Consider the following 18,551-nt stretch of genomic DNA (forward strand, 5'->3'; position numbering starts at 1 on the left):
GTAGTGTTCGCGCGTAGGATGGGTAGAGCACTTGCGAAACCCATCATGTGTCCTCATCGCACAAGGCCCTGATGGATTTCGCTCTACCCATCTTACGGCCTCCGAGCGGCCTGCGTCACCGTTCACAACACCGTTATTGCGACCAGTTGCGTCCCCTGGTGTTGTATCATCGGTAGAGCAATCGCACGCCGCCAGGAGGAACCGACATGACCATGGTCGTACTCAACCGCCGAAGTCTCCTCGTCGCAGGCGGCTCCATCCTGGCAGCGGGAGCTTCCGGCCTGCTGTTGCCGGCCCGCGCGGACGGCCTCGCGCCGACCGAGACGATGTCGGGCGGCGCGAACAACTATCGCAAGGGCGCGGCGATCGTGGAGCGGATCGGCAAGGGCGGCTTCTGGATGTCTGGCACCGTGCGCCGCGCCGGCGACGGGGCTCCGCTGGCCGGGCAGCGTATCCAGATCTGGGCGCACACGACCGAAGGGCAAGAGCACGAGCCGCAAAGTCATGGCGCGACGCTCACCGACAAGGACGGAAAGTTCCGGCTGGAGATGCCGCAGATCATTCCCATCTTCGGCCAGCCGCATGGTCACCTCGCCTATGACAGCGGTGAATTCAAAACCGTCTTTCTCCGTCCCGTGATGCGGAGCGCCAAGGAAACCAGCCTGGAGGCGCACTTCGTCCTGCAGCCGGCCTGACCGGGTTGCGAAAGACGGGGTGGGGACGGGCGAAGGTGACCCTGATCTGGGTCGCCCTTGCTTTGGCCATCGGCGTGCCGATCGCTGCTGCAGCGGGAAGCGAGCAGCTCGCATGGCGCGGTCCGGTCTACATATTGGCCGGCTTCGCCGGGATCATCGCGCTGGGTCTCGTGCTCGTTCAGCCCCTTCTGGTCGGCGGATATTTGCCGGGCCTGTCAGCCTATCGTGGACGGCGCGCCCATCACTGGATCGGCGGCGCGCTGGTGCTGGCGGTGGTGATTCATGTCGCCGGCCTCTGGATCACCAGTCCGCCCGACATGATCGACGCCTTGACCTTCTCGTCGCCGACGCCGTTCTCCCCCTTTGGCGTGATCGCCATGTGGGCCATCTTCACCGTCGCGCTGCTGGCGCTCCTGCGCCGGCGATTGGGACTGCGCCTGCGAACCTGGCGCATCGTCCATATTCCACTCGCGATCGTCATCGTCGCAGGAAGCGTGGCCCATTGCCTGCTGATCGAGGGGACGATGGAGACAATCTCGAAGGTCGCGCTTTGCGCAGCCGTGCTTGCGGCAACCATCAAGGTCATCGGCGATCTCTGGAGAAGGCGGACGTTGCGCGCGTAGGATGGGTAGAGCACTTTGCGAAACCCATCATGCTTGCACGCCGCCGATGTGTGATGGGTTTCGCTTTCCCTCCACCATCCTACGCGCCGGAACCGTAGGCTTCGAATAGGAAAGTAACATGGCCCCTGCCGCAGAAAATGGACGATTCGCGGCGATCAAGCACCACGCCAAGGTGCACTCCTTTAGAGTCAGCACTGCTTTGCTGACGTGGGTTTTGCTCGGCGCTACGCTTTTTTACAAGCCTGAGTGGCTCCGATGGGCCCTGCGGACCGGCACGCACGCTATTGAAGCGGTCGGTGATTCGCTTCCCGGCTATTGGGGCGCCCAAGCCGAAATTGTCCTGCGTGAGCTCGGTGGTTTCCTTTGGATCCAGATCACGGCCGCGATCATGTTTGTCAGGTTCGTGTTCTGGCTGATCGGTGCGTCATGGCGCAGAGGCCGGCGGTAGATCTGCCGCGCGTAGGATGGGCAGAGCACTTGCAAAACCTGTCCTGTCCCGTCATCGCATTGTTTGAACACGAGAGGCGTCATCGGTTCCGGTCTGCGCCTTGCTTGCCGCAGATAGCCGGGGAGCATATCCTTGCCCGATGGTTGTCAGTGCCCCCGACCTGAAAACGTTCCTGCTCGCGACGCCGTTCTTCGGCGGTCTTCCGGACCCAAGCCTCGACCTCCTGACGTCGATGCTGGTCGAGTGCCGCTTTGATGGTGGCGCGACCGTCGTGGCGGAAGGCGAGCCGGGACGCTCCATGTTCATCGTCAAATCCGGTCGGCTGGCGGTGAGCAAGCGGGCAAATGCGGGCAGCATCATCCCGATTTCCGTTCTGCAACCCGGCGATTTCTTCGGTGAAATGACGCTGATCGAAATGCAAAATCGCTCCGCCACGGTGGTCGCGGAGTCTCCGACGGTGCTGTACGAGCTGACGGCCAAAAATCTCTACGCCTGCTACAAGACCGATATCCACGCCTATGTGATCGTCCTGCAAAACATCAATCGCGAGCTATGCCGACGGCTGCGCCGCGCCGACGATCGTTTTGCAGGACACCAGGCGGGTGACGACAATTGATGGCGCGTAGGATGGGTAGAGCCCTTGCGAAACCCATCGTGTTTCGTCATCAGGCAAGGCCTCGATGGGTTTCGCTTCCGCCTTCGCTCTTCGAGCTACGGCGGACGAGTCGCTCTGCCCATCCTACGAACTCCTAAATGCCGTCCATGAAGAACGTCATGTCGTTCGTGCTTTGACAGGCCTTGCGTAGCTCGATCAACGGTTGATATTCGGGAGATGTGTACCAGGCATCAATCGCGGCCATGTTCGGAAACTCGATCACCACAACACGCTCTGGCGTCCAGTATCCGCCCTCGGGCATCTTGAGATTTTCACCTCGCGTCAGATAGCGGCCACCATATTTTGCGACCATCGGTCCTATTCCGGCCTTGTACTCCTCGAACTTGGAGTGGTCTGTGATCTGGTGCAACCCAACGACGTAAGCCGGCATCCCTCATCCCCTAGTTCCGCAGCATCGACAATCGGCGCCATATATTGCATGTGTGTCGGCGCCTTGCGACAAGGTCTTCTAGTTCGCGCAGGATGGGTGGCGCGAAGCGATATTCATCCTCACGAGCTGCCTGCGTGATAGGTTTCGCTTCGCTCTACTCATCCTACGAACTGGGGCAGATACCGCCTGCGTCGACTTAACCCGTCGGGCAAAACACCCGCCTCCCCTCAGAATTTCGTCAATCCCCCGCCGCAAAAATATTCCACTTTACCGAAATTCGGAATTGCGGTATCCATCGCCCATCCCGGCCCAAGGAGAGGGGCGATCGTCCGTCGTAACGAACGTGGATCGGGGTGCGGTGGACGCGGCAGCGTCGGGCACGCGAAGGCGGGACCAGGGCGAGATGAACCTCGTGAGGCCCTGTTGCGTGCGGACGAACGGCGCCTGTGTCCGGCGAAGCCTTTGGGCGAAGCCGGATCGCTGCGTACGGCAAAATCGTGTGGTCCTGGCCGTCGTTGCTACGGTCAAGCCTTGCGGAGATGGATCGGGCTCAACCGGGTCTCGATGCATCGTCAATTCGCAAGGCGACGGTGACAAAAAGGAACTCGTCGCCGGGGAGAGCGCGACATAAGCCGTCAACCCACTGCGCAGGGAAGGCCGAGTGATGGGCTACACCTGTATGCTGCTGTGCGGTCTCTTTGCGCTACATTTTCGCGCAGCGGACCGTGGGTGCCAGCCGGCACCCGGCCTTCCCTGCGCCCTCTTCACTTAAAGAGGGTGACGGAAAAGAGCAAAACTCGGGCGTCCGGTGCCGCGAGAACGCTGATCTGTGTGTGATGTGACCCAGGGAATGGTGCTGCCAGACAGGATTGAACTGTCGACCTCTCCATTACCAATGGAGTGCTCTACCACTGAGCTACGGCAGCATGTGCTGGGATAAGAATCGGCCGCCACGAGGGGCCTACCAAGCGGGCCGATATCTGCCACAAGCCCCCCTCCTGTGCAAGCTTGCAGGACCTGGCAAAGCGAGAAAATCGGGTCGATATCGAGGCCGAAATGGCGATTTTGGCTCGAATCGACCGACTTTCCGCCCATTCGAGTTCCGATATTCCCCGCCCAACTGGCCAGTTGCCCGATGCGCCGGATTCGATCCATTTCGCGTTTCGCACGATCGGATCGCACGGGCCTCTTGAGCTGCCGCATTCCTTGGGCGTGAATCTTTTGGGCATGAGTCCTTGGGCAGAAATCCTGGGGCATGTTATCGCCGGTCGTTGTGATGGACTCCGTGATGGCTGACGAGAACGGCAAGAGCACCAGGCAAGACCCCAAGCAGGACCCGAAGCAGGACCCGAAGCAAGACCCGGGACAGGCGAGGGCGTCCCGCGACGACCGGCTGAAATCGGCGCTGCGCGAAAACCTGAAGCGGCGGAAGCTGCAGGCGCGCGAACGCGCCGCAAGTGCCGACCCCTCGCAGAATGAAGATGGTTCCCTAGATGAGGGGACCGCCGGGAAATCCGGCGGCTAATGTTTTGGAATGAGCGAGAATGACGATGGCGCAGGACGAGGTGCAACGAACCGACAGGAACGCGCTCATGGCGCAGTTCACGCGCCCCGAGCAGACCTTTCCGACGCTGGGGCCTGCCGAGATCGAGCGCCTGCGCCATTTCGGCACGCTCAGGCGATATAAAGACGGCGAGCTCCTGTTCGAGACCGGCAAGCAGGGACCCGGCATGTTCGTGGTGCTGTCGGGTCATGTCGCCATCACCCAGCGCGACGGGCTCGGCCACGTCACTCCCGTCATCGACCAGGGGCCGGGGCAGTTCCTGGCCGAACTGGGCCAGCTCTCGGGCCGGCCGGCGCTGGTCGACGGACGTGCCGAGGGCGACGTCGAGGTGCTGCTCGTCCCGCCGGACCGGCTGCGTGCACTGCTGGTGACCGAAGCCGAGCTTGGCGAGCGCATCATGCGCGCGCTGATCCTGCGCCGGGTCAATCTGATCCAGGGCGGCATCGGCGGCCCCGTGCTGATCGGGCCGTCGAACTCCGCCGGCGTGGTGCGCCTGCAAGGCTTTCTCACCCGCAACGGCCAGCCGCATCATCTGCTCGATCCCAACAGCGAGCATGACGCCGCCGAGATCATCGCGCGCTATTCCCCGAAGCCGGAGGATTGGCCGCTGGTCGTTACCGCCGACGGCAGCGTGCTGCGCAATCCCGGCGAAACCGAGCTCGGCCGCGCCATCGGCATGATCGGCGGTGCCAAGGACGACCGCATCTACGACGTCGCGATCGTCGGCTGCGGTCCGGCAGGACTTGCGACCGCGGTCTACGCGGCCTCCGAAGGTCTCTCGGTGGCGGTGCTCGACACCCGCGCCTTCGGCGGCCAGGCCGGCGCCAGCGCGCGCATCGAAAACTATCTCGGCTTTCCGACCGGCATTTCGGGCCAGGCGCTGGCGGGGCGCGCCTTCACCCAGGCGCAGAAGTTCGGCGCCGAGATCATGATCCCGATGTCGGTGAGTTCGCTGGATTGCTCGCGCAGTGCCGGCACCTTCGCGCTGGCGCTGGATTGCGGCGACACCTTGCGGTCGCGCGCGGTGGTGGTCGCAAGCGGCGCCCGCTATCGCCGGCCGGAGATCGAGAGCCTCGACACGTTCGAGGGACGCGGCGTCTGGTATTGGGCTTCGCCGGTGGAGGCGCGGCTCTGTGCCGGCGAAGAGGTGGCCCTCGTCGGCGCCGGCAATTCGGCGGGGCAGGCGGCGGTCTTCCTGTCCGGGCACGCCAAGAAGGTGCTGATGATCATCCGCGGCGGCGGCCTGGGCGCCAGCATGTCGCGCTATCTCATCGAGCGCATCGAAGCGACGCCGAACATCGAATTGCTGTTCAATACCGAGATCACGGCGCTCGAGGGCGACGAGGCCTCGCTGCTGCGGCGCATCCGCTGGAAGAGCCGGCTGTCGATGGAGGAGGATTCCGCCGACATCCGCAATCTCTTTTTGTTCGTGGGCGCAGATCCCGCCACCAACTGGCTCGACGGCTGCGGCGTGACGCTCGATCGCGGCGGCTTCGTCGTCACAGGCTCACAGTCCGAGCAGAACCAGGGCCGGCTGGTGGCGCCGTTGGAGACCTCCGTCCCCGGCGTCTACGCCGTCGGCGATGTCCGCTCCGGCTCGGTCAAGCGCGTCGGTGGCGCCATCGGCGAAGGCGCGCAGGTCGTGGCGTCCCTGCACGGCTATCTCGGCGACGCCGCAAAACCGGCGCTCTGATCAAGGACAAGACAAGGGAATGGCAAGTCGAATGTGGCTTGCCATCTTGCCGCGTCCCACAGACTATCCCCTCATCCTGAGGAGCCGCGATAGCGGCGTCTCGAGGATCGAGGCCCGGGAACGAACGGCCGGGCCTGCATGGTTCGAGACGGCGCTGTGGCGCCTCCTCACCATGAGGGTTTGATACAAAACAAAGATTCAAATGGGAGGAACTCAATGGCTGAAATCGTCGTGCTCTACAAGACGCCCACGGATGCTGCGGCCTTCGACAAGTACTATGTCGAGACCCACATTCCGCTCGCGAAGAAACTTCCCGGCCTGAAGAAATACGCCGTCAGCAAAGGACCGGTCGGCTCCCCCGCCGGTCCCTCCGGAGTTCATCTGGTCGCCATTCTCACCTTTGACAGCGCGGCCGACATCCAGGCGGCATTCGCCAGCCCAGAAGGCAAGGCGACCGGCGCCGACGTGCCGAAATTCGCCAGCGGCGGCGCCGACCTTCTGATCTTCGACACCAAGGAAGTGTGAGCGATTCAACCTTCGTCGAAAGTCTGCCGTCATTTGTGACAGCGTTGCAAAAAATTCAGCCATGCGTTTATCGATTCGCACGACGACGCATGGCTGCACGCGCATATGTGACAGCCGCGCAGGTGGCAATCCGATGAGGACCGTAATATCAATCCGCTGATCTCAATGCGAGACGAGTAGGAGAGATGTCATGGTTCTTGGACTGAGCTTGCCCGCCTTTACGATCGTCCATGTCATCATCAGTCTGATCGGCATCGCGGCGGGCCTCGTCGTCATGTTCGGCCTGCTCGGCTCGAAGCCGATGCCGGGCCTCACCGCGATCTTCCTGCTGTTCACGATCCTCACCAGCGCCACCGGCTTCCTGTTTCCGTTCAAGGAGCTGCTGCCGTCGCATATCATCGGCATCATCTCGCTGGTGCTGCTCGCGATCGCCTGCATCGCGCTCTACGGCATGAAGCGCGCAGGCGTCTGGCGTCCGGTCTACATCGTGACCGCGATGGTCTCGCTCTATTTCAACGTCTTCGTGCTGGTGATCCAATCGTTCCTCAAGGTGCCCGCGCTTGCCGCGCTCGCACCCGCCGTGGCGCCGGCGCCGCCGGGAGGCCCGGTGTTCGCCGTGGTGCAGGGCATCGTGCTGGTGTTCTTCGTGCTGCTCACCATCGGCGCCTGGCGCCGCTACAAGCCGATGGCATTCGTCTGATCGTTCAAGGAGCCATTCATGCCCACCATCACCACCAAAGACGGTGTCGAGATTTTTTTCAAGGACTGGGGAAGTGGCCAGCCGATCGTGTTCAGCCATGGCTGGCCGCTGTCATCAGACGATTGGGACACGCAGATGCTGTTCTTCGTCGCGCGCGGTTACCGCGTCATCGCGCATGACCGCCGCGGCCATGGTCGCTCATCGCAGGTCGCCGACGGCCACGACATGGATCATTATGCCGACGATCTGGCGGCCGTGACGGCCCATCTCGACCTCAAGAACGCCATCCATGTCGGCCACTCCACCGGCGGCGGCGAGGTCGTGCATTACATCGCCCGCCACGGCGAGAGCCGGGTGGCGAAGGCCGCGATCCTCTCGGCGGTGCCGCCGCTGATGGTGCAGACCGCCGCCAATCCCGGCGGCCTGCCGAAGAGCGTGTTCGACGGTCTCCAGGCGCAACTCGCCGCCAGCCGCACGCAATTCTATCGCGATCTCCCCGCCGGCCCGTTCTACGGCTACAACCGTCCCGGCGCAAAGCCGTCGGAAGCGGTGATCCAGAATTGGTGGCGCCAGGGCATGATGGGCGGCGCGAAGGCGCATTACGACGGCATCGTCGCGTTCTCGCAGACCGACTTCACCGAGGATTTGAAGAAGATCAACGTGCCGGTGCTGGTGATGCATGGCGACGACGACCAGATCGTGCCTTACGCCGATTCCGCGCCGCTGTCGGCCAAGCTGCTCAAGAACGGCACGCTGAAGACCTACAAGGGTTTCCCGCACGGCATGCCGACCACGCACGCCGAGACCATCAACGCGGACCTGCTGGCGTTCTTCAAGGAGTGAGCAGGCGCCTCACTTCAAAATCGCCCTGATCGCATCGAAGGTGCGCTTGACGAAAACCTCCGGCTGCTCCCGCGCCCCTTCGCCCATCCAGCTCTCGCCGCCGACGCGCATCGCGCCGGTGGCGATCATGGCGACGAGCTGTGCCTTCAGCTTGTCCGATTTGTTTTTGGCGCGCTGCGAAAGCCCCTCGGCCAAGGCGCGTTCGAGCTTCTCGTATTTGAGCTGGTCGCGGGCCCGAAGCGCGGGATTGTCGCGCTTGAGCCGCGACATCGCCGCAGCCTCCCCTGGATCAATCCGCTTGACGGCCGTTGCGATCGCATTCTCCGCCGCGGTCAGCATGGATTCGTCCGCCGGCCGCGCGGCGACCTCCGCGACCAGCGCGGCGGCGGCGCCTTCCTGCCAGGCCGCGACCACGTCCTCTTTGGAGGCGAAATAGTGGAAGAAGCTGCGTCGCGACACGTCCGCCGCGGCCGCGATGTCGTCGATGGTCGTGGCCTCGAAGCCGCGCTTCAGGAACAGCGCCATCGCCGCGCGGGCCAGCCGCTCGCGGGTCGCCTGCAGCTTGCGCTGGCGCAGGCCGGAGCCATCGGAGGATTTTACGCCCGCCGGCAATGGCTTGGTGCGCTTGCTGACCGATTTCCTGGCGAGCTTCGAAACCTTCAAATCATTTCACCTCTTGCAAACTTGCACCCAGTGCACATTTAGGGCCGGTCGCGGGCCTTTTCCAGCCCCGAACGGAGATCTGGAATGACCGACTGGACCACGGCAGACATCCCCTCCCTCAGCGGCAAGACCGCGGTCGTGACCGGAGCGACGGGCGGTCTCGGCTACGAGACGGCGATGGCGCTGGCGGGCGCCGGTGCCATTGTCATACTCACCGGGCGCAACGACGCAAAGGGGCTGCGCACGATCGATGGCATTTGCGAGCGCTTTCCCAATGCGCTGATCGCCTATGAGCATCTCGACCTCGCCAGCCTCGCCTCCGTCGCCGATTTTACCAGGCGCTTTGCCGCCGGCAACGAGCAGCTCGACCTGCTCGTCAACAATGCCGGCGTGATGGCGCTGCCGAAGCGGGGGCAGACGGCGGACGGTTTCGAGATGCAGCTCGGCATCAATTATCTCGGCCATTACGCGCTGACGGCGCGGCTGTTGCCGCAGCTTCGCCGGGCGAAGGCGGCTCGAATCGTCAATTTGTCGAGCCTCGCGCACCGCTCCGGCGCGATCAATTTCAACGATTTGCAAAGCAAGCATTCATACCGCCCCTGGCGCGCATACTGTCAGTCGAAGCTGGCGATGTTGATGTTTTCGCTGGAGTTGCAGCGCCGCAGCCTCGCCGCCGGCTGGGGCCTGACGAGCCTTGCCGCACATCCCGGCTACGCGCGGACCGATCTCATTCGGAACGGGCCGGGTGCGAACACGTTCCAGTCGCGTGTGAGCCGGTGGCTGCAGCCCTTCATCAGCCAGTCCGCCGCGGAAGGCGCGCTGCCGACCTTGTTGGCGGCGACCTCGCCGGCAGCTGGGCCCGGCGGCTATTACGGTCCGAACGGGTTCTACGAATTGAAGGGGCCGCCAGTGGCGGCGAAGATCGTGCCGCACGCAAAGGATGTCGCCTCGGCAGCCATGCTTTGGGATGTCTCCGCGACGTTGACCGGTATATCCTTCGACGAGATCGCGGCCGCCGCATGAGCCGCGACTTGGATGGGACGTCCCGATGAAGGTCATCATCTTCGGCGCGACCGGCATGGTCGGGCAGGGTGTTTTGCGTGAGTGCCTGGTCGATGCCGGCATCGACCGCGTGCTTGTGGTCGGCCGCAGCCCGACCGGCGTCCGCAACGCCAAGCTCACGGAGATCACACACGATGATTTTCTCGACTATTCGGCGATCGAAACGCAGCTCACGGGCTACGACGCCTGCTTCTTCTGCCTCGGCGTTTCCTCGATCGGCATGAGCGAGGATCGCTACCGCCATCTCACCTACGACCTCACGCTTGCGGCGGCGACCACGCTGGTGCGGCTCAATCCGCAGATGATTTTCACTTACGTCACAGGCGCCGGTACCGATTCCACCGAGCAGGGGCCGCGGATGTGGGCGCGGGTCAAGGGCAAGACCGAGAACGATCTGCTCAAGCTGCCGTTCAAGGGCGCCTACATGTTCCGGCCCGGCGCGATCCAGCCCCTGCACGGTGCCCGCTCCAAGACCGCGTGGGTGCAGGCCGTGTATACCGCAACCTCGCCACTCTGGTCGGTGCTGCGTCGGCTCTCGCCGTGGCTCGTCACGTCGACCGAGCAGATGGGCCGCGCCATGATCCGGGTGGCCCGGGAGGGCTATCCGCGCAAGGTGCTGGAGATGGAGGATATCAATAGCCTCTAATGCACCGGGGACGTTAGCTTCGCGGAAATTTCGGCGCCCGTGCGCGTTGAGCCGTATCCGCACCTCCGAGGAGAAATATCGGCGATGTCTCCCCAGCTCAAACTGATCGCTCTCGAACCCGACGACCTCGCCGTGATCTCGACGCACGTCCAGGACGCTCGCGTGCAGCCCTCGGACATCGTCTGGCGGCAAAGCGAAAAGCGGCTGGTGGTCGGCATGAGCCGGCTGGACTGGGAACAGACGCTGGACGGCGACGCCGAGCCGCGCCGGCTGGTCGCCGCGCTCCGTTTCGACCGTGTGCTCGCCTGCAAATCGCGCAACATCGACCTCGCCGCGCCGGACACGATCCTGGACCTCGTCGGCATCGAATTCCACGGCCAGGACGCTCCCAGCGGCAGCGCGCTGCTCCTGTTCGCTCAGGGCGGCGCCATCCGCCTCGACGTCGAATGCCTGGAATGCGAGCTGACCGACCTGGGGATGGACGAGCTGGGGACGGGGTTGGAGGTTGAAGGGGAGGGGTGAGGTGGCGCGTAAGGGGCGGAATCTCGTGTCACATCTCCGCTGCCGTCCTGGCGAAAGCCAGGACCCATTGCCCCAAGGCTTTGTTGTTGAACGAAATGTGTCCCAATTCCGTCCCTTCACGGCTGCCGGTGGTAATGGGTCCTGGCTTTCGCCAGGACGACGACGGAGGGGAACGGCCGGCCGCAAGGGTTGACGCCGCTTCCCCGCCGCGCCATTGAGCAGGGGGCCTTGTGACGCCAATCTGCCCCTAGAGCCCAGCCAAAAGACCATCGCAAAATGCCCGTTCGTCTCGACCGCAGCAGCGCCGATTTTGACCAGCGATTTGTGGCCTTTCTCGCCGCCAAGCGCGAGGCCTCGGCCGACGTCGAGGCCGCCGCGCGTGCCATCGTCGACGATGTGGCCAAGCGCGGCGATGCCGCACTGCTCGAAGCCACGGCCAAGTTCGACCGGCTGACGCTGGATGCATCCGGCCTGCGGATCACCGCCGCCGAAATCGAGACCGCGGTGAAGGCCTGCGATGCCGCGACGCTGGATGCGCTCAAACTCGCGCGCGACCGCATCGAGACCTATCATCGTCGTCAACTGCCGAAGGACGAGCGCTTTACCGATCCGCTCGGCGTCGAGCTCGGCTGGCGCTACACCGCGATCGAATCCGCCGGCCTCTACGTGCCCGGCGGCACCGCGGCCTATCCGTCATCCGTCCTGATGAACGCGGTGCCGGCCAAGGTCGCCGGCGTTTCGCGGCTGGTGATGGTGGTTCCCTCGCCCGACGGCAAGCTCAACCCGCTGGTGCTGGCGGCCGCGCATCTCGGCGGCGTTAGCGAGATCTACCGCGTCGGCGGCGCGCAGGCCGTGGCCGCGCTCGCGCATGGCACCGCGACGATCGCGCCGGTGGCCAAGATCGTCGGCCCCGGCAACGCCTATGTCGCCGCGGCAAAACGGCTGGTGTTCGGCAAGGTCGGCATCGACATGATCGCCGGTCCCTCCGAGGTGCTGGTCATCGCCGATGACACCGGCAATGCCGACTGGATCGCCGCCGATCTACTGGCGCAGGCCGAGCACGATGCCAGCGCGCAGTCGATCCTGATCACGGATTCGGCGCGCCTTGCCGCCGATGTCGAGAAGGCGGTCGAGGCGCAGTTGAAGACGCTGCCGCGCGCTGCGATCGCCGGCGCGTCGTGGGCCGATTTCGGCGCCATCATCATGGTGAAGTCCCTCGCCGACGCCATTCCGCTCGCGGACGCCATTGCCGCCGAGCATCTCGAGATCATGACGCAGGATCCCGACGCGCTCGCCGCGAAGATCCGCAACGCGGGTGCGGTGTTCCTCGGGCCACATACGCCGGAGGCGATCGGCGACTATGTCGGCGGCTCCAACCATGTGCTGCCGACGGCGCGCTCGGCACGGTTTTCTTCGGGCCTCTCGGTGCACGATTTCCTCAAGCGCACCTCGATCCTGAAATGCGGCCCGGATCAGCTGCGTGCGCTGGGTCCGGCCGCGATGATTCTCGGCAAGGCGGAGGGGTTAGATGCCCATTCGCGCTCGATTGGATTGCGCCTCAATCTGTCATGACAGAGCTGCCCGCACAGGACGACTCGACCAATCGCATCGTCGGCGTCACGCTCGACGAGGACTCGATCGGACGTTCCGGGCCCGACATCGAGCATGAGCGCGCGATCGCGATCTACGATCTGATCGAGCAGAACCTGTTCGCGCCCGACGGTGCGGACGGGAAGGGGCCGTTCACGCTGCACATCGGCATCACCGGCAGCCGCCTGATGTTCGACATCCGCCGCGAGGACGGCACGCCCGTGGTCGCCCATCTGTTGTCGTTGACCCCGTTCCGGCGGATCGTGAAGGACTATTTCATGATCTGCGACAGCTACTACCAGGCGATACGCACCGCGACCCCCGACAAGATCGAGGCCATCGACATGGGCCGCCGCGGCATCCATGACGAGGGATCGCGTACGCTGCAGGAGCGCTTGAAGGGCAAGGTGCGTGTCGACTTCGAGACCTCGCGCCGGCTGTTCACGCTCATTACTGTCCTGCACTGGAAGGGTTAGGGCATGGCCCGGAAAAGTGTGCAGCGGTTTTCCGACAAGGCCATGCCCTCTATCAAAAGAGGCTAGGCGCGATGGCGGGTCCGCCACGCGCACGCGATCCGCAATCGGTGCTGTTCGCTTGCGCCATGAACAGCGTGCGCTCGCCGATGGCCGAGAGCCTGTTGCGGCACATGTTCCCGCAAGGCCTCTACGTGAAGTCGGCCGGCGCCAGGCGCGGTGAGCTCGATCCGTTCGCGGTCAGCGTGATGGCTGAGCTCGGTCAGGACATCTCCACCCACAAGCCGCAGACCTTCGAGGAGCTGGAGGATTGGGAGGGGCTGAATTTCGACCTGATCATCACGCTGTCGCCGGAAGCGCACCACAAGGCGCTGGAGCTGACCCGGACGCTCGCCGCCGACGTCGAGTACTGGCCGACGCATGATCCCACCACGATGGAAGGCAGTCGCGACCAGAAGTTGGCCGCCTATCGCGAGGTCTGCGACCAGCTGCTGCTGCGCATCCGCCGGCGCTTCGCCAAGGTGGGTGCGCCGAGCGGGTAGCAATCGGCGTCCGTAACACCCGCGTCACAGACCGCAGGCACAGCCATGTCGGGACTTCGAATCGCTTAAGTCCGGGTTCCCGGGTTGTGAAATCAGCCTCCTTCCGATAGGTTCCGCGCGCAATTCACCCCCTGCTTCATCCCCCAAATCACCTGATGCTTGGCCGCCCCAAATTCGTACTTGCCTCCGGTTCGCCGCGGCGCCTGTCGCTGCTCAACCAGGCCGGCATCGAGCCGGACGCGCTCCGGCCGGCCGACGTCGACGAGACGCCGAAGCGGGGCGAGCTGCCGCGCGCCTGCGCCAACCGGCTCGCGCGGGCCAAGGCCGATGCGGCGCTCAAATCGGTCCAGCTCGACGACGAGTTGCGCGGCGCCTTCATCCTTTCCGCCGACACCGTCGTGGCGGTCGGCCGCCGCATCCTGCCCAAGGCCAACCTCGTCGACGAGGCCGCGCAGTGCCTGCGGCTGCTCTCGGGCCGCAACCACCGCGTCTACACTGCGATCACCCTGGTGACGCCGCGCGAGGCCTTCCGCCAGCGTCTGGTCGAGACCCGCGTCCGCTTCAAGCGGCTCTCGGAGGACGACATCCAGGCCTATATCGGCTCCGGCGAATGGCGCGGCAAAGCTGGCGGCTACGCCGTGCAGGGCATCGCCGGCTCCTTCGTGGTGAAGATGGTGGGGTCCTATACCAACGTGGTCGGCCTGCCGCTCTACGAGACCACCACGCTGCTCGGCGGCGAGGGTTTCCCGATCCGCTTCGGCTGGCTCAACGCCACCGCCGTGTGAGCGGCCGGACAAAAAATCTCGAAAACAACCCCATGCACAGTAGAATGGCCCGACCGGACCCCGGCGGGATGCATGCGCCGCCGCCTGAGGAACCCGTTCGCCGTCAGGATCTTGAATTCCACCCCGTGTAAGCTGCCGACATCATGGACGACCACGTCAAAAAGCCCGCCGGCCCCCTCAAAGCCTGCCCGATCTGCGGCAAGCCGCAGTCCGAGGCTACCCTTCCGTTCTGCTCATCGCGCTGCCGCGACGTCGATTTGAATCGCTGGCTGAAAGGCTCCTACGTCATCCCCGGCCGCGACGACGAGGCAGATGGCGAAGAATAGTAAGTAATATCAATTGTTTACCGAAGGGGCTGATCGGCCGGTCGCCAGCCGCGGCGAGCCCGCCCCACCTTGTGCACAGCCGGGCCGCGCCTGGCGAAGTCCGTTGGCGAAGCCGGGTGGACAGGCCGCTTCCAGCCCACTATAAACCGCCCGCTCGATGGGCCTTGACCTTCTCTTTGGGTCCTTCCCTCAGCACGCCCAGGTAGCTCAGTTGGTAGAGCATGCGACTGAAAATCGCAGTGTCGGTGGTTCGATTCCGCCCCTGGGCACCACGGCTCTTCTAAGAGCCTGATATCCAAAGCATTTCAGCAAGATCAACGGCTTAGCGCTACGGTTTTGGTACAAAACGGTGGTACAATGCCGCTTGCAATGTCACGTCCATGGAAGCACCCGAAAACTGGGATCTATCAGCTCCGAAAAGTCGTCCCGGAGGAGCTCCGCAAAATTGTTGGCAAGCGCGAGGAGAAGGTCAGCCTTCAAACCCGCGACCCGGCGGAAGCAAAGGTGCGTCACGCCAAGGCGCTCGCTGAGCTCGAGGCTCGATGGGCCAATCTGCGTGCAGGTCCGAAGCCTCTGACAGAGCGTGAAGCGCACCAACTGGCCATCGTCTCGTATGATCGCTGGTTGGAGCAATACAGGGATAATCCTAGTCAACAGACCAATTGGGATATCGGGGTTGGCCATCGGCTCTTTTGCCCTCCGCCGACCAGGGAAGAAAAAGGAGCGGCTCGCGCGCAATCGGTCGATCTCTGTTCTCCCGAGCCGGAGTTGTACACGATCGCTCGAATGGAGCAGGCCTGTCTGGAAGCCGCGGACGGCTACCTTAGCGCTCACGGGTTTTCTGACGATTGGCAGAATCGACGAACCATGGCTCGCGCCATTGGAGCTGCCATACAGCGCGCAAGTCTGGTGCTAGCCAAGTTGGCAAAAGGGGAAACCGTTCCAGGGTTTCCCTTCCCGAATTTGTCCGTATCGCGGGGCGCATCAGTCGCTCGCTCGCCAGGGCGAGCCGTCACATTCCAAGATCTTCTGGATGGCTGGGCGGCCGAGCGACGGCCGGTAGCCAAGACTGTTTACGAGTGGTCGCGCGTCATCCGGGAACTGGAAAAATATCTCGGACATACCGATGTCCATCGCCTGACTGCGGAGAACCTCGTCGATTGGAAGCGAGCGTTGGTGGCCGCGGGATTGCGGGCGAAGACCATCCAAGGTTCGAAGTTGTCGCCAGTGCGGGCGATCCTGCAATGGGGACTACAGAACAAGCTGGTTAGCTCCAATGCTGCCGAAGGCGTTTCGCTGGACGTCAAAGCCAAACAAGGAGAACGCAAACGAAGCTTCACCGATGAAGAGGCCAAAATCATCCTTCGCGCCGCGCGCTCGGAGAATGATCCGGTCAAGCGATGGGTCCCGTGGGTCGGTGCCTACACTGGAGCACGACTATCCGAGATCTGCCAGTTGCGGCGCGAGGATGTCCTGAAGGTCGAGGACATCTGGTGCATGAAGCTAGTGCCAGAAGCAGGCTCGCTCAAGACTTCAGGATCGGAGCGAGTTGTCCCTGTTCACCCTGCGCTGATTGAGAGTGGCTTTCTCAACTTCGTCGTTGGGATCAAAGCCGGTCCTCTGTTCGCCGCACTTTCTCCAGACAAGTTCGGCAAGCGTGGCGGCAACGGCACCAAGATGATCGGGCGTTTTGTGCGTCAACTTGGGCTGAAAGACCCGCGGCTATCGCCAAGTCACTCCTGGCGTCATCGTATTAAGACGCTTGGACGAAAACATGGGCTTGCCCAAGATATTCTGAATGCGATCACAGGTCATGGATCGAAGTCGGTGGCTGACTCGTATGGCGAATTTCCGGTGGAGGCGCTCTATCGAGAGCTGTGCAAAATTCCGGCTCTTCAATTGCAGGACAGCAAGATCACTGAGGCGGATGAGAATTAAACGGAGGTGAGAATCCCTCACACGCGGACGTGTGGACCGATGGCCGCTCTTGGCTGTTTTGCGATCCGAGGAAGCGCCGGGACGGACTTTCCGAGATCGCTGACTGGCGTCATTCAGGCGGCACGCTTTGAGTTGGGAAGACGAGTGCCCCAGCAAGGCGCGCTTGGCGATCGCCAGGTCTGAGGACGGGGAGCTCGCGTCTCAAGGAAGACCGATTGCTCGGTCCGGCATTCTTGCCCGCCGTGGGCAAAACGTAGAGCACGATCCGTCGCCGTGCCGTCGGTCGAGGCGGGCAAGCAGGCGGGTGAAGGGTAAGCCGCTGGATCCTCTAAATCCATAGATCAAACTATGAGAGCTCGACGCTGTTGATCATATCGCGGCATCTACAGTTGCCAACGGTCCGCAACACAATGCTGCTGCTGGACTTTAGATGAAACAGAGGCTTAAGTGGGAGCCGCGGCCAAGCGCCCGCGCAGATGCGCGGGCGCTTGGCTGTGAATGCCTTGGACGATACTCTCTACCGGGCTCGAATCGGCGTGGGAGCTAAATGGGGACGAGCGTGCAGAAGAGCCGTCGGCAGCCTGTCTTTATCGATGCCTTTGCAGGTTGCGGCGGCCTCAGCCTGGGCCTGCTTCGGTCCGGGTGGCGGGGCATGTTTGCGATCGAGAAGGATGCGTTCGCGTTCGACACGCTGAAATTCAACTTAATCGAACCCGGCGCGCGGCTCCGCTACGATTGGCCCAAATGGCTTGAACAGCAACCGTGGACGATCGAGTCGTTAATGAGCTCGCACGGACGCAGGCTCTTGGCGCTCCGTGGCCAAGTCGATCTCCTTGCGGGAGGGCCGCCTTGTCAAGGTTTCTCCAGCGCAGGCCGCCGACGCCAAGGAGATCCTCGGAACGGTCTGGTGGAACGCTATTTGGAGTTCGTTGAGCTCGTACGTCCCAAAATGGTGCTGATCGAGAATGTGCGCGGGATTACGTATGACTTTGCTGGTGACGACGACCGCATTCCACCCCGAAACTTCGCGGCGGAACTGATAGCACGGCTCGGCCGGCGCTATCATGTCTACAAGGACACGGTTCGTTGCTCCGAATATGGGGTACCCCAGCAACGGCCTCGGTTCTTCCTTATCGGCATGCTGAAATCTGAGATGAGAGAGCTGCCAAGTCGAGATACCCCCTTCGCTCGGCTGCGGTCTGCAAAATCTCGCTTCCTCGCCGAGCGAGGACTTAGCTCCAGGGTGAGTTGTAAGCAGGCGATCTCCGATCTCGAGCGCTCTCATGCAGGTTTAGGTCCTTGTCTGGATTCCAAGGGGTACGATGCCTTGCTTACGGCTCGTCCGCGGACTGCCTACCAGCGTTTGATGCGCGATAGATTTGCCGGTGTCGTTCCCGATACCCGGCTCGCCAAGCACCGCCCCAATATTGTCGAGCGCTTCACGAACATCATCGCAGAATGCAAGGCAGCGGGCCGGCTCAGCGTGCAGCTGAACCGCGAGATGCGGGACCGCTACGGGATGAAAAAAATGGCGACTCGTGTGCTCGACCCAGATAAGGCTGCCCCGACTATAACCAGCATGCCTGACGACCTGCTGCATTATTCAGAGCCCAGGACCTTAACAGTCCGCGAGAACGCGCGGCTGCAGACGTTTCCGGACTGGTTTGCATTCCAGGGGAAATACACGACGGGAGGCGAGCGCCGAGCTCGCGAGGTGCCCAGATTCACGCAGGTGGCTAACGCTGTTCCGCCGCTGATCGCGGAGATGTGGGGGGAGGTGCTGCTGAAGTATCTAGCTGCCGCAAGCTCTGACAGCTTGGCGGCATAGAATGACTGACATTAGATAGCTGATCAACTTGGATAAGTC

The 18,551-nt window shown here is 63.1% G+C and carries 22 protein-coding genes and 2 tRNA genes; 21 read left to right on the top strand and 3 right to left on the bottom strand.

Annotation, left to right across the window (positions count from 1 at the left end; translation table 11 throughout):
- Nucleotides 1–206: 206 nt before the first annotated feature.
- From IVB31_RS32740 to IVB31_RS32755, 4 genes are all read left to right on the top strand, one after another.
- Nucleotides 207–695 (top strand): Twin-arginine translocation pathway signal, encoded by a 489-nt coding sequence (locus IVB31_RS32740; protein ID WP_247332194.1) that lies wholly within the window; start codon nt 207–209, stop codon nt 693–695.
- Between the two features lie 35 nt (nt 696–730).
- Nucleotides 731–1,318, top strand: a complete 588-nt coding sequence (locus tag IVB31_RS32745; RefSeq protein ID WP_247332195.1) for a ferric reductase-like transmembrane domain-containing protein — start codon at nt 731–733, stop codon at nt 1,316–1,318.
- A 118-nt stretch (nt 1,319–1,436) separates the two neighbouring features.
- On the top strand, nt 1,437–1,766 hold the full coding sequence (locus IVB31_RS32750; protein ID WP_247332196.1) for a hypothetical protein: 330 nt from the start codon (nt 1,437–1,439) through the stop codon (nt 1,764–1,766).
- Between the two features lie 139 nt (nt 1,767–1,905).
- On the top strand, nt 1,906–2,382 hold the full coding sequence (locus tag IVB31_RS32755; RefSeq protein ID WP_247332197.1) for a cyclic nucleotide-binding domain-containing protein: 477 nt from the start codon (nt 1,906–1,908) through the stop codon (nt 2,380–2,382).
- A gap of 133 nt (nt 2,383–2,515) precedes the next feature.
- Here IVB31_RS32755 and IVB31_RS32760 read toward each other — a convergent pair whose 3' ends face one another.
- A complete protein-coding gene (locus IVB31_RS32760; protein ID WP_247332198.1) occupies nt 2,516–2,812 on the bottom strand; it encodes a DUF1330 domain-containing protein in 297 nt (98 codons plus the stop codon).
- Nucleotides 2,813–3,663: 851 nt separating this feature from the next.
- Nucleotides 3,664–3,738: transfer RNA gene (locus IVB31_RS32765), tRNA-Thr, on the bottom strand.
- 82 nt (nt 3,739–3,820) lie between these two features.
- Here IVB31_RS32765 and IVB31_RS32770 point away from each other — a divergent pair.
- The 6 genes from IVB31_RS32770 to IVB31_RS32795 all read left to right on the top strand — a co-directional run bounded on the left by IVB31_RS32770 (nt 3,821) and on the right by IVB31_RS32795 (nt 8,137).
- Nucleotides 3,821–4,108: a hypothetical protein gene (locus IVB31_RS32770; RefSeq protein WP_247332199.1), complete on the top strand. Its 288-nt coding sequence runs from the start codon at nt 3,821–3,823 to the stop codon at nt 4,106–4,108.
- Entirely contained in the window at nt 4,101–4,337 is a 237-nt protein-coding gene (locus tag IVB31_RS32775; protein ID WP_247332200.1) for a hypothetical protein, read from the top strand. The genes IVB31_RS32770 and IVB31_RS32775 overlap by 8 nt, the downstream gene beginning before the upstream one ends.
- A gap of 25 nt (nt 4,338–4,362) precedes the next feature.
- Complete coding sequence (locus IVB31_RS32780; protein ID WP_247332397.1) at nt 4,363–6,069, top strand: FAD-dependent oxidoreductase; 1,707 nt, start codon at nt 4,363–4,365, stop codon at nt 6,067–6,069.
- Between the two features lie 216 nt (nt 6,070–6,285).
- Complete coding sequence (locus tag IVB31_RS32785; protein ID WP_247332202.1) at nt 6,286–6,594, top strand: EthD family reductase; 309 nt, start codon at nt 6,286–6,288, stop codon at nt 6,592–6,594.
- Nucleotides 6,595–6,784: 190 nt separating this feature from the next.
- Nucleotides 6,785–7,294, top strand: a complete 510-nt coding sequence (locus IVB31_RS32790) for a hypothetical protein (protein WP_247332204.1) — start codon at nt 6,785–6,787, stop codon at nt 7,292–7,294.
- A gap of 18 nt (nt 7,295–7,312) precedes the next feature.
- Nucleotides 7,313–8,137, top strand: coding sequence for an alpha/beta hydrolase (locus tag IVB31_RS32795; RefSeq protein ID WP_247332205.1), 825 nt, complete (start codon nt 7,313–7,315; stop codon nt 8,135–8,137).
- Nucleotides 8,138–8,146: 9 nt separating this feature from the next.
- On the opposite strand, the gene IVB31_RS32800 is transcribed toward IVB31_RS32795, so the two are convergent.
- Nucleotides 8,147–8,800, bottom strand: coding sequence for a TetR/AcrR family transcriptional regulator (locus IVB31_RS32800; RefSeq protein WP_247332206.1), 654 nt, complete (start codon nt 8,798–8,800; stop codon nt 8,147–8,149).
- A gap of 84 nt (nt 8,801–8,884) precedes the next feature.
- Here IVB31_RS32800 and IVB31_RS32805 point away from each other — a divergent pair, with 84 nt between their 5' ends.
- The 11 genes from IVB31_RS32805 (at nt 8,885) to IVB31_RS32855 (ending at nt 18,512) form a co-directional block, all read left to right on the top strand.
- Nucleotides 8,885–9,823, top strand: coding sequence for an SDR family oxidoreductase (locus IVB31_RS32805; protein ID WP_247332207.1), 939 nt, complete (start codon nt 8,885–8,887; stop codon nt 9,821–9,823).
- Between the two features lie 25 nt (nt 9,824–9,848).
- The gene (locus IVB31_RS32810; protein WP_247332208.1) at nt 9,849–10,508 is read left to right on the top strand and encodes an epimerase; all 660 of its coding nucleotides are present in this window, start codon (nt 9,849–9,851) and stop codon (nt 10,506–10,508) included.
- 84 nt (nt 10,509–10,592) lie between these two features.
- Nucleotides 10,593–11,030 carry a DUF2948 family protein gene (locus tag IVB31_RS32815; RefSeq protein ID WP_247332209.1) on the top strand — a complete coding sequence of 146 codons (438 nt, stop codon included), beginning with the start codon at nt 10,593–10,595 and terminating at the stop codon, nt 11,028–11,030.
- Nucleotides 11,031–11,306: 276 nt separating this feature from the next.
- On the top strand, nt 11,307–12,602 hold the full coding sequence (hisD, locus tag IVB31_RS32820) for a histidinol dehydrogenase (protein WP_247332210.1): 1,296 nt from the start codon (nt 11,307–11,309) through the stop codon (nt 12,600–12,602).
- Nucleotides 12,599–13,096 (top strand): UPF0262 family protein, encoded by a 498-nt coding sequence (locus tag IVB31_RS32825; RefSeq protein WP_247332211.1) that lies wholly within the window; start codon nt 12,599–12,601, stop codon nt 13,094–13,096. The genes hisD and IVB31_RS32825 overlap by 4 nt, the downstream gene beginning before the upstream one ends.
- A 71-nt stretch (nt 13,097–13,167) precedes the next feature.
- Nucleotides 13,168–13,635, top strand: a complete 468-nt coding sequence (locus IVB31_RS32830; protein ID WP_247332212.1) for a low molecular weight phosphatase family protein — start codon at nt 13,168–13,170, stop codon at nt 13,633–13,635.
- A gap of 155 nt (nt 13,636–13,790) precedes the next feature.
- The gene (locus IVB31_RS32835; RefSeq protein ID WP_007597557.1) at nt 13,791–14,420 is read left to right on the top strand and encodes a Maf-like protein; all 630 of its coding nucleotides are present in this window, start codon (nt 13,791–13,793) and stop codon (nt 14,418–14,420) included.
- Between the two features lie 143 nt (nt 14,421–14,563).
- Nucleotides 14,564–14,746 carry a DNA gyrase inhibitor YacG gene (gene yacG / locus IVB31_RS32840; protein ID WP_247332214.1) on the top strand — a complete coding sequence of 61 codons (183 nt, stop codon included), beginning with the start codon at nt 14,564–14,566 and terminating at the stop codon, nt 14,744–14,746.
- A gap of 196 nt (nt 14,747–14,942) precedes the next feature.
- Nucleotides 14,943–15,018: transfer RNA gene (locus IVB31_RS32845), tRNA-Phe, on the top strand.
- Between the two features lie 85 nt (nt 15,019–15,103).
- A complete protein-coding gene (locus IVB31_RS32850; protein WP_247332216.1) occupies nt 15,104–16,684 on the top strand; it encodes a DUF6538 domain-containing protein in 1,581 nt (526 codons plus the stop codon).
- A gap of 559 nt (nt 16,685–17,243) precedes the next feature.
- Nucleotides 17,244–18,512, top strand: coding sequence for a DNA cytosine methyltransferase (locus tag IVB31_RS32855; protein ID WP_247332218.1), 1,269 nt, complete (start codon nt 17,244–17,246; stop codon nt 18,510–18,512).
- The last annotated feature ends 39 nt before the right edge of the window (nt 18,513–18,551 follow it).

It is taken from the genome of Bradyrhizobium sp. 21, assembly GCF_023073335.1.
GTDB lineage: Bacteria > Pseudomonadota > Alphaproteobacteria > Rhizobiales > Xanthobacteraceae > Bradyrhizobium.

Bases quoted from the DNA above. Each gene is read 5' to 3' on its own strand.
- IVB31_RS32740 (WP_247332194.1), top strand. From the start codon at position 207: ATGACCATGGTCGTACTCAACCGCCGAAGTCTCCTCGTCGCAGGCGGC.
- IVB31_RS32750 (WP_247332196.1), top strand. From the start codon at position 1,437: ATGGCCCCTGCCGCAGAAAATGGACGATTCGCGGCGATCAAGCACCAC.
- IVB31_RS32755 (WP_247332197.1), top strand. From the start codon at position 1,906: ATGGTTGTCAGTGCCCCCGACCTGAAAACGTTCCTGCTCGCGACGCCG.
- IVB31_RS32760 (WP_247332198.1), bottom strand. From the start codon at position 2,812: ATGCCGGCTTACGTCGTTGGGTTGCACCAGATCACAGACCACTCCAAG.
- IVB31_RS32775 (WP_247332200.1), top strand. From the start codon at position 4,101: ATGGCTGACGAGAACGGCAAGAGCACCAGGCAAGACCCCAAGCAGGAC.
- IVB31_RS32780 (WP_247332397.1), top strand. From the start codon at position 4,363: ATGGCGCAGGACGAGGTGCAACGAACCGACAGGAACGCGCTCATGGCG.
- IVB31_RS32785 (WP_247332202.1), top strand. From the start codon at position 6,286: ATGGCTGAAATCGTCGTGCTCTACAAGACGCCCACGGATGCTGCGGCC.
- IVB31_RS32790 (WP_247332204.1), top strand. From the start codon at position 6,785: ATGGTTCTTGGACTGAGCTTGCCCGCCTTTACGATCGTCCATGTCATC.
- IVB31_RS32795 (WP_247332205.1), top strand. From the start codon at position 7,313: ATGCCCACCATCACCACCAAAGACGGTGTCGAGATTTTTTTCAAGGAC.
- IVB31_RS32805 (WP_247332207.1), top strand. From the start codon at position 8,885: ATGACCGACTGGACCACGGCAGACATCCCCTCCCTCAGCGGCAAGACC.
- IVB31_RS32810 (WP_247332208.1), top strand. From the start codon at position 9,849: ATGAAGGTCATCATCTTCGGCGCGACCGGCATGGTCGGGCAGGGTGTT.
- IVB31_RS32815 (WP_247332209.1), top strand. From the start codon at position 10,593: ATGTCTCCCCAGCTCAAACTGATCGCTCTCGAACCCGACGACCTCGCC.
- hisD (WP_247332210.1), top strand. From the start codon at position 11,307: ATGCCCGTTCGTCTCGACCGCAGCAGCGCCGATTTTGACCAGCGATTT.
- IVB31_RS32825 (WP_247332211.1), top strand. From the start codon at position 12,599: ATGACAGAGCTGCCCGCACAGGACGACTCGACCAATCGCATCGTCGGC.
- IVB31_RS32830 (WP_247332212.1), top strand. From the start codon at position 13,168: ATGGCGGGTCCGCCACGCGCACGCGATCCGCAATCGGTGCTGTTCGCT.
- IVB31_RS32835 (WP_007597557.1), top strand. From the start codon at position 13,791: ATGCTTGGCCGCCCCAAATTCGTACTTGCCTCCGGTTCGCCGCGGCGC.
- yacG (WP_247332214.1), top strand. From the start codon at position 14,564: ATGGACGACCACGTCAAAAAGCCCGCCGGCCCCCTCAAAGCCTGCCCG.
- IVB31_RS32850 (WP_247332216.1), top strand. From the start codon at position 15,104: ATGCCGCTTGCAATGTCACGTCCATGGAAGCACCCGAAAACTGGGATC.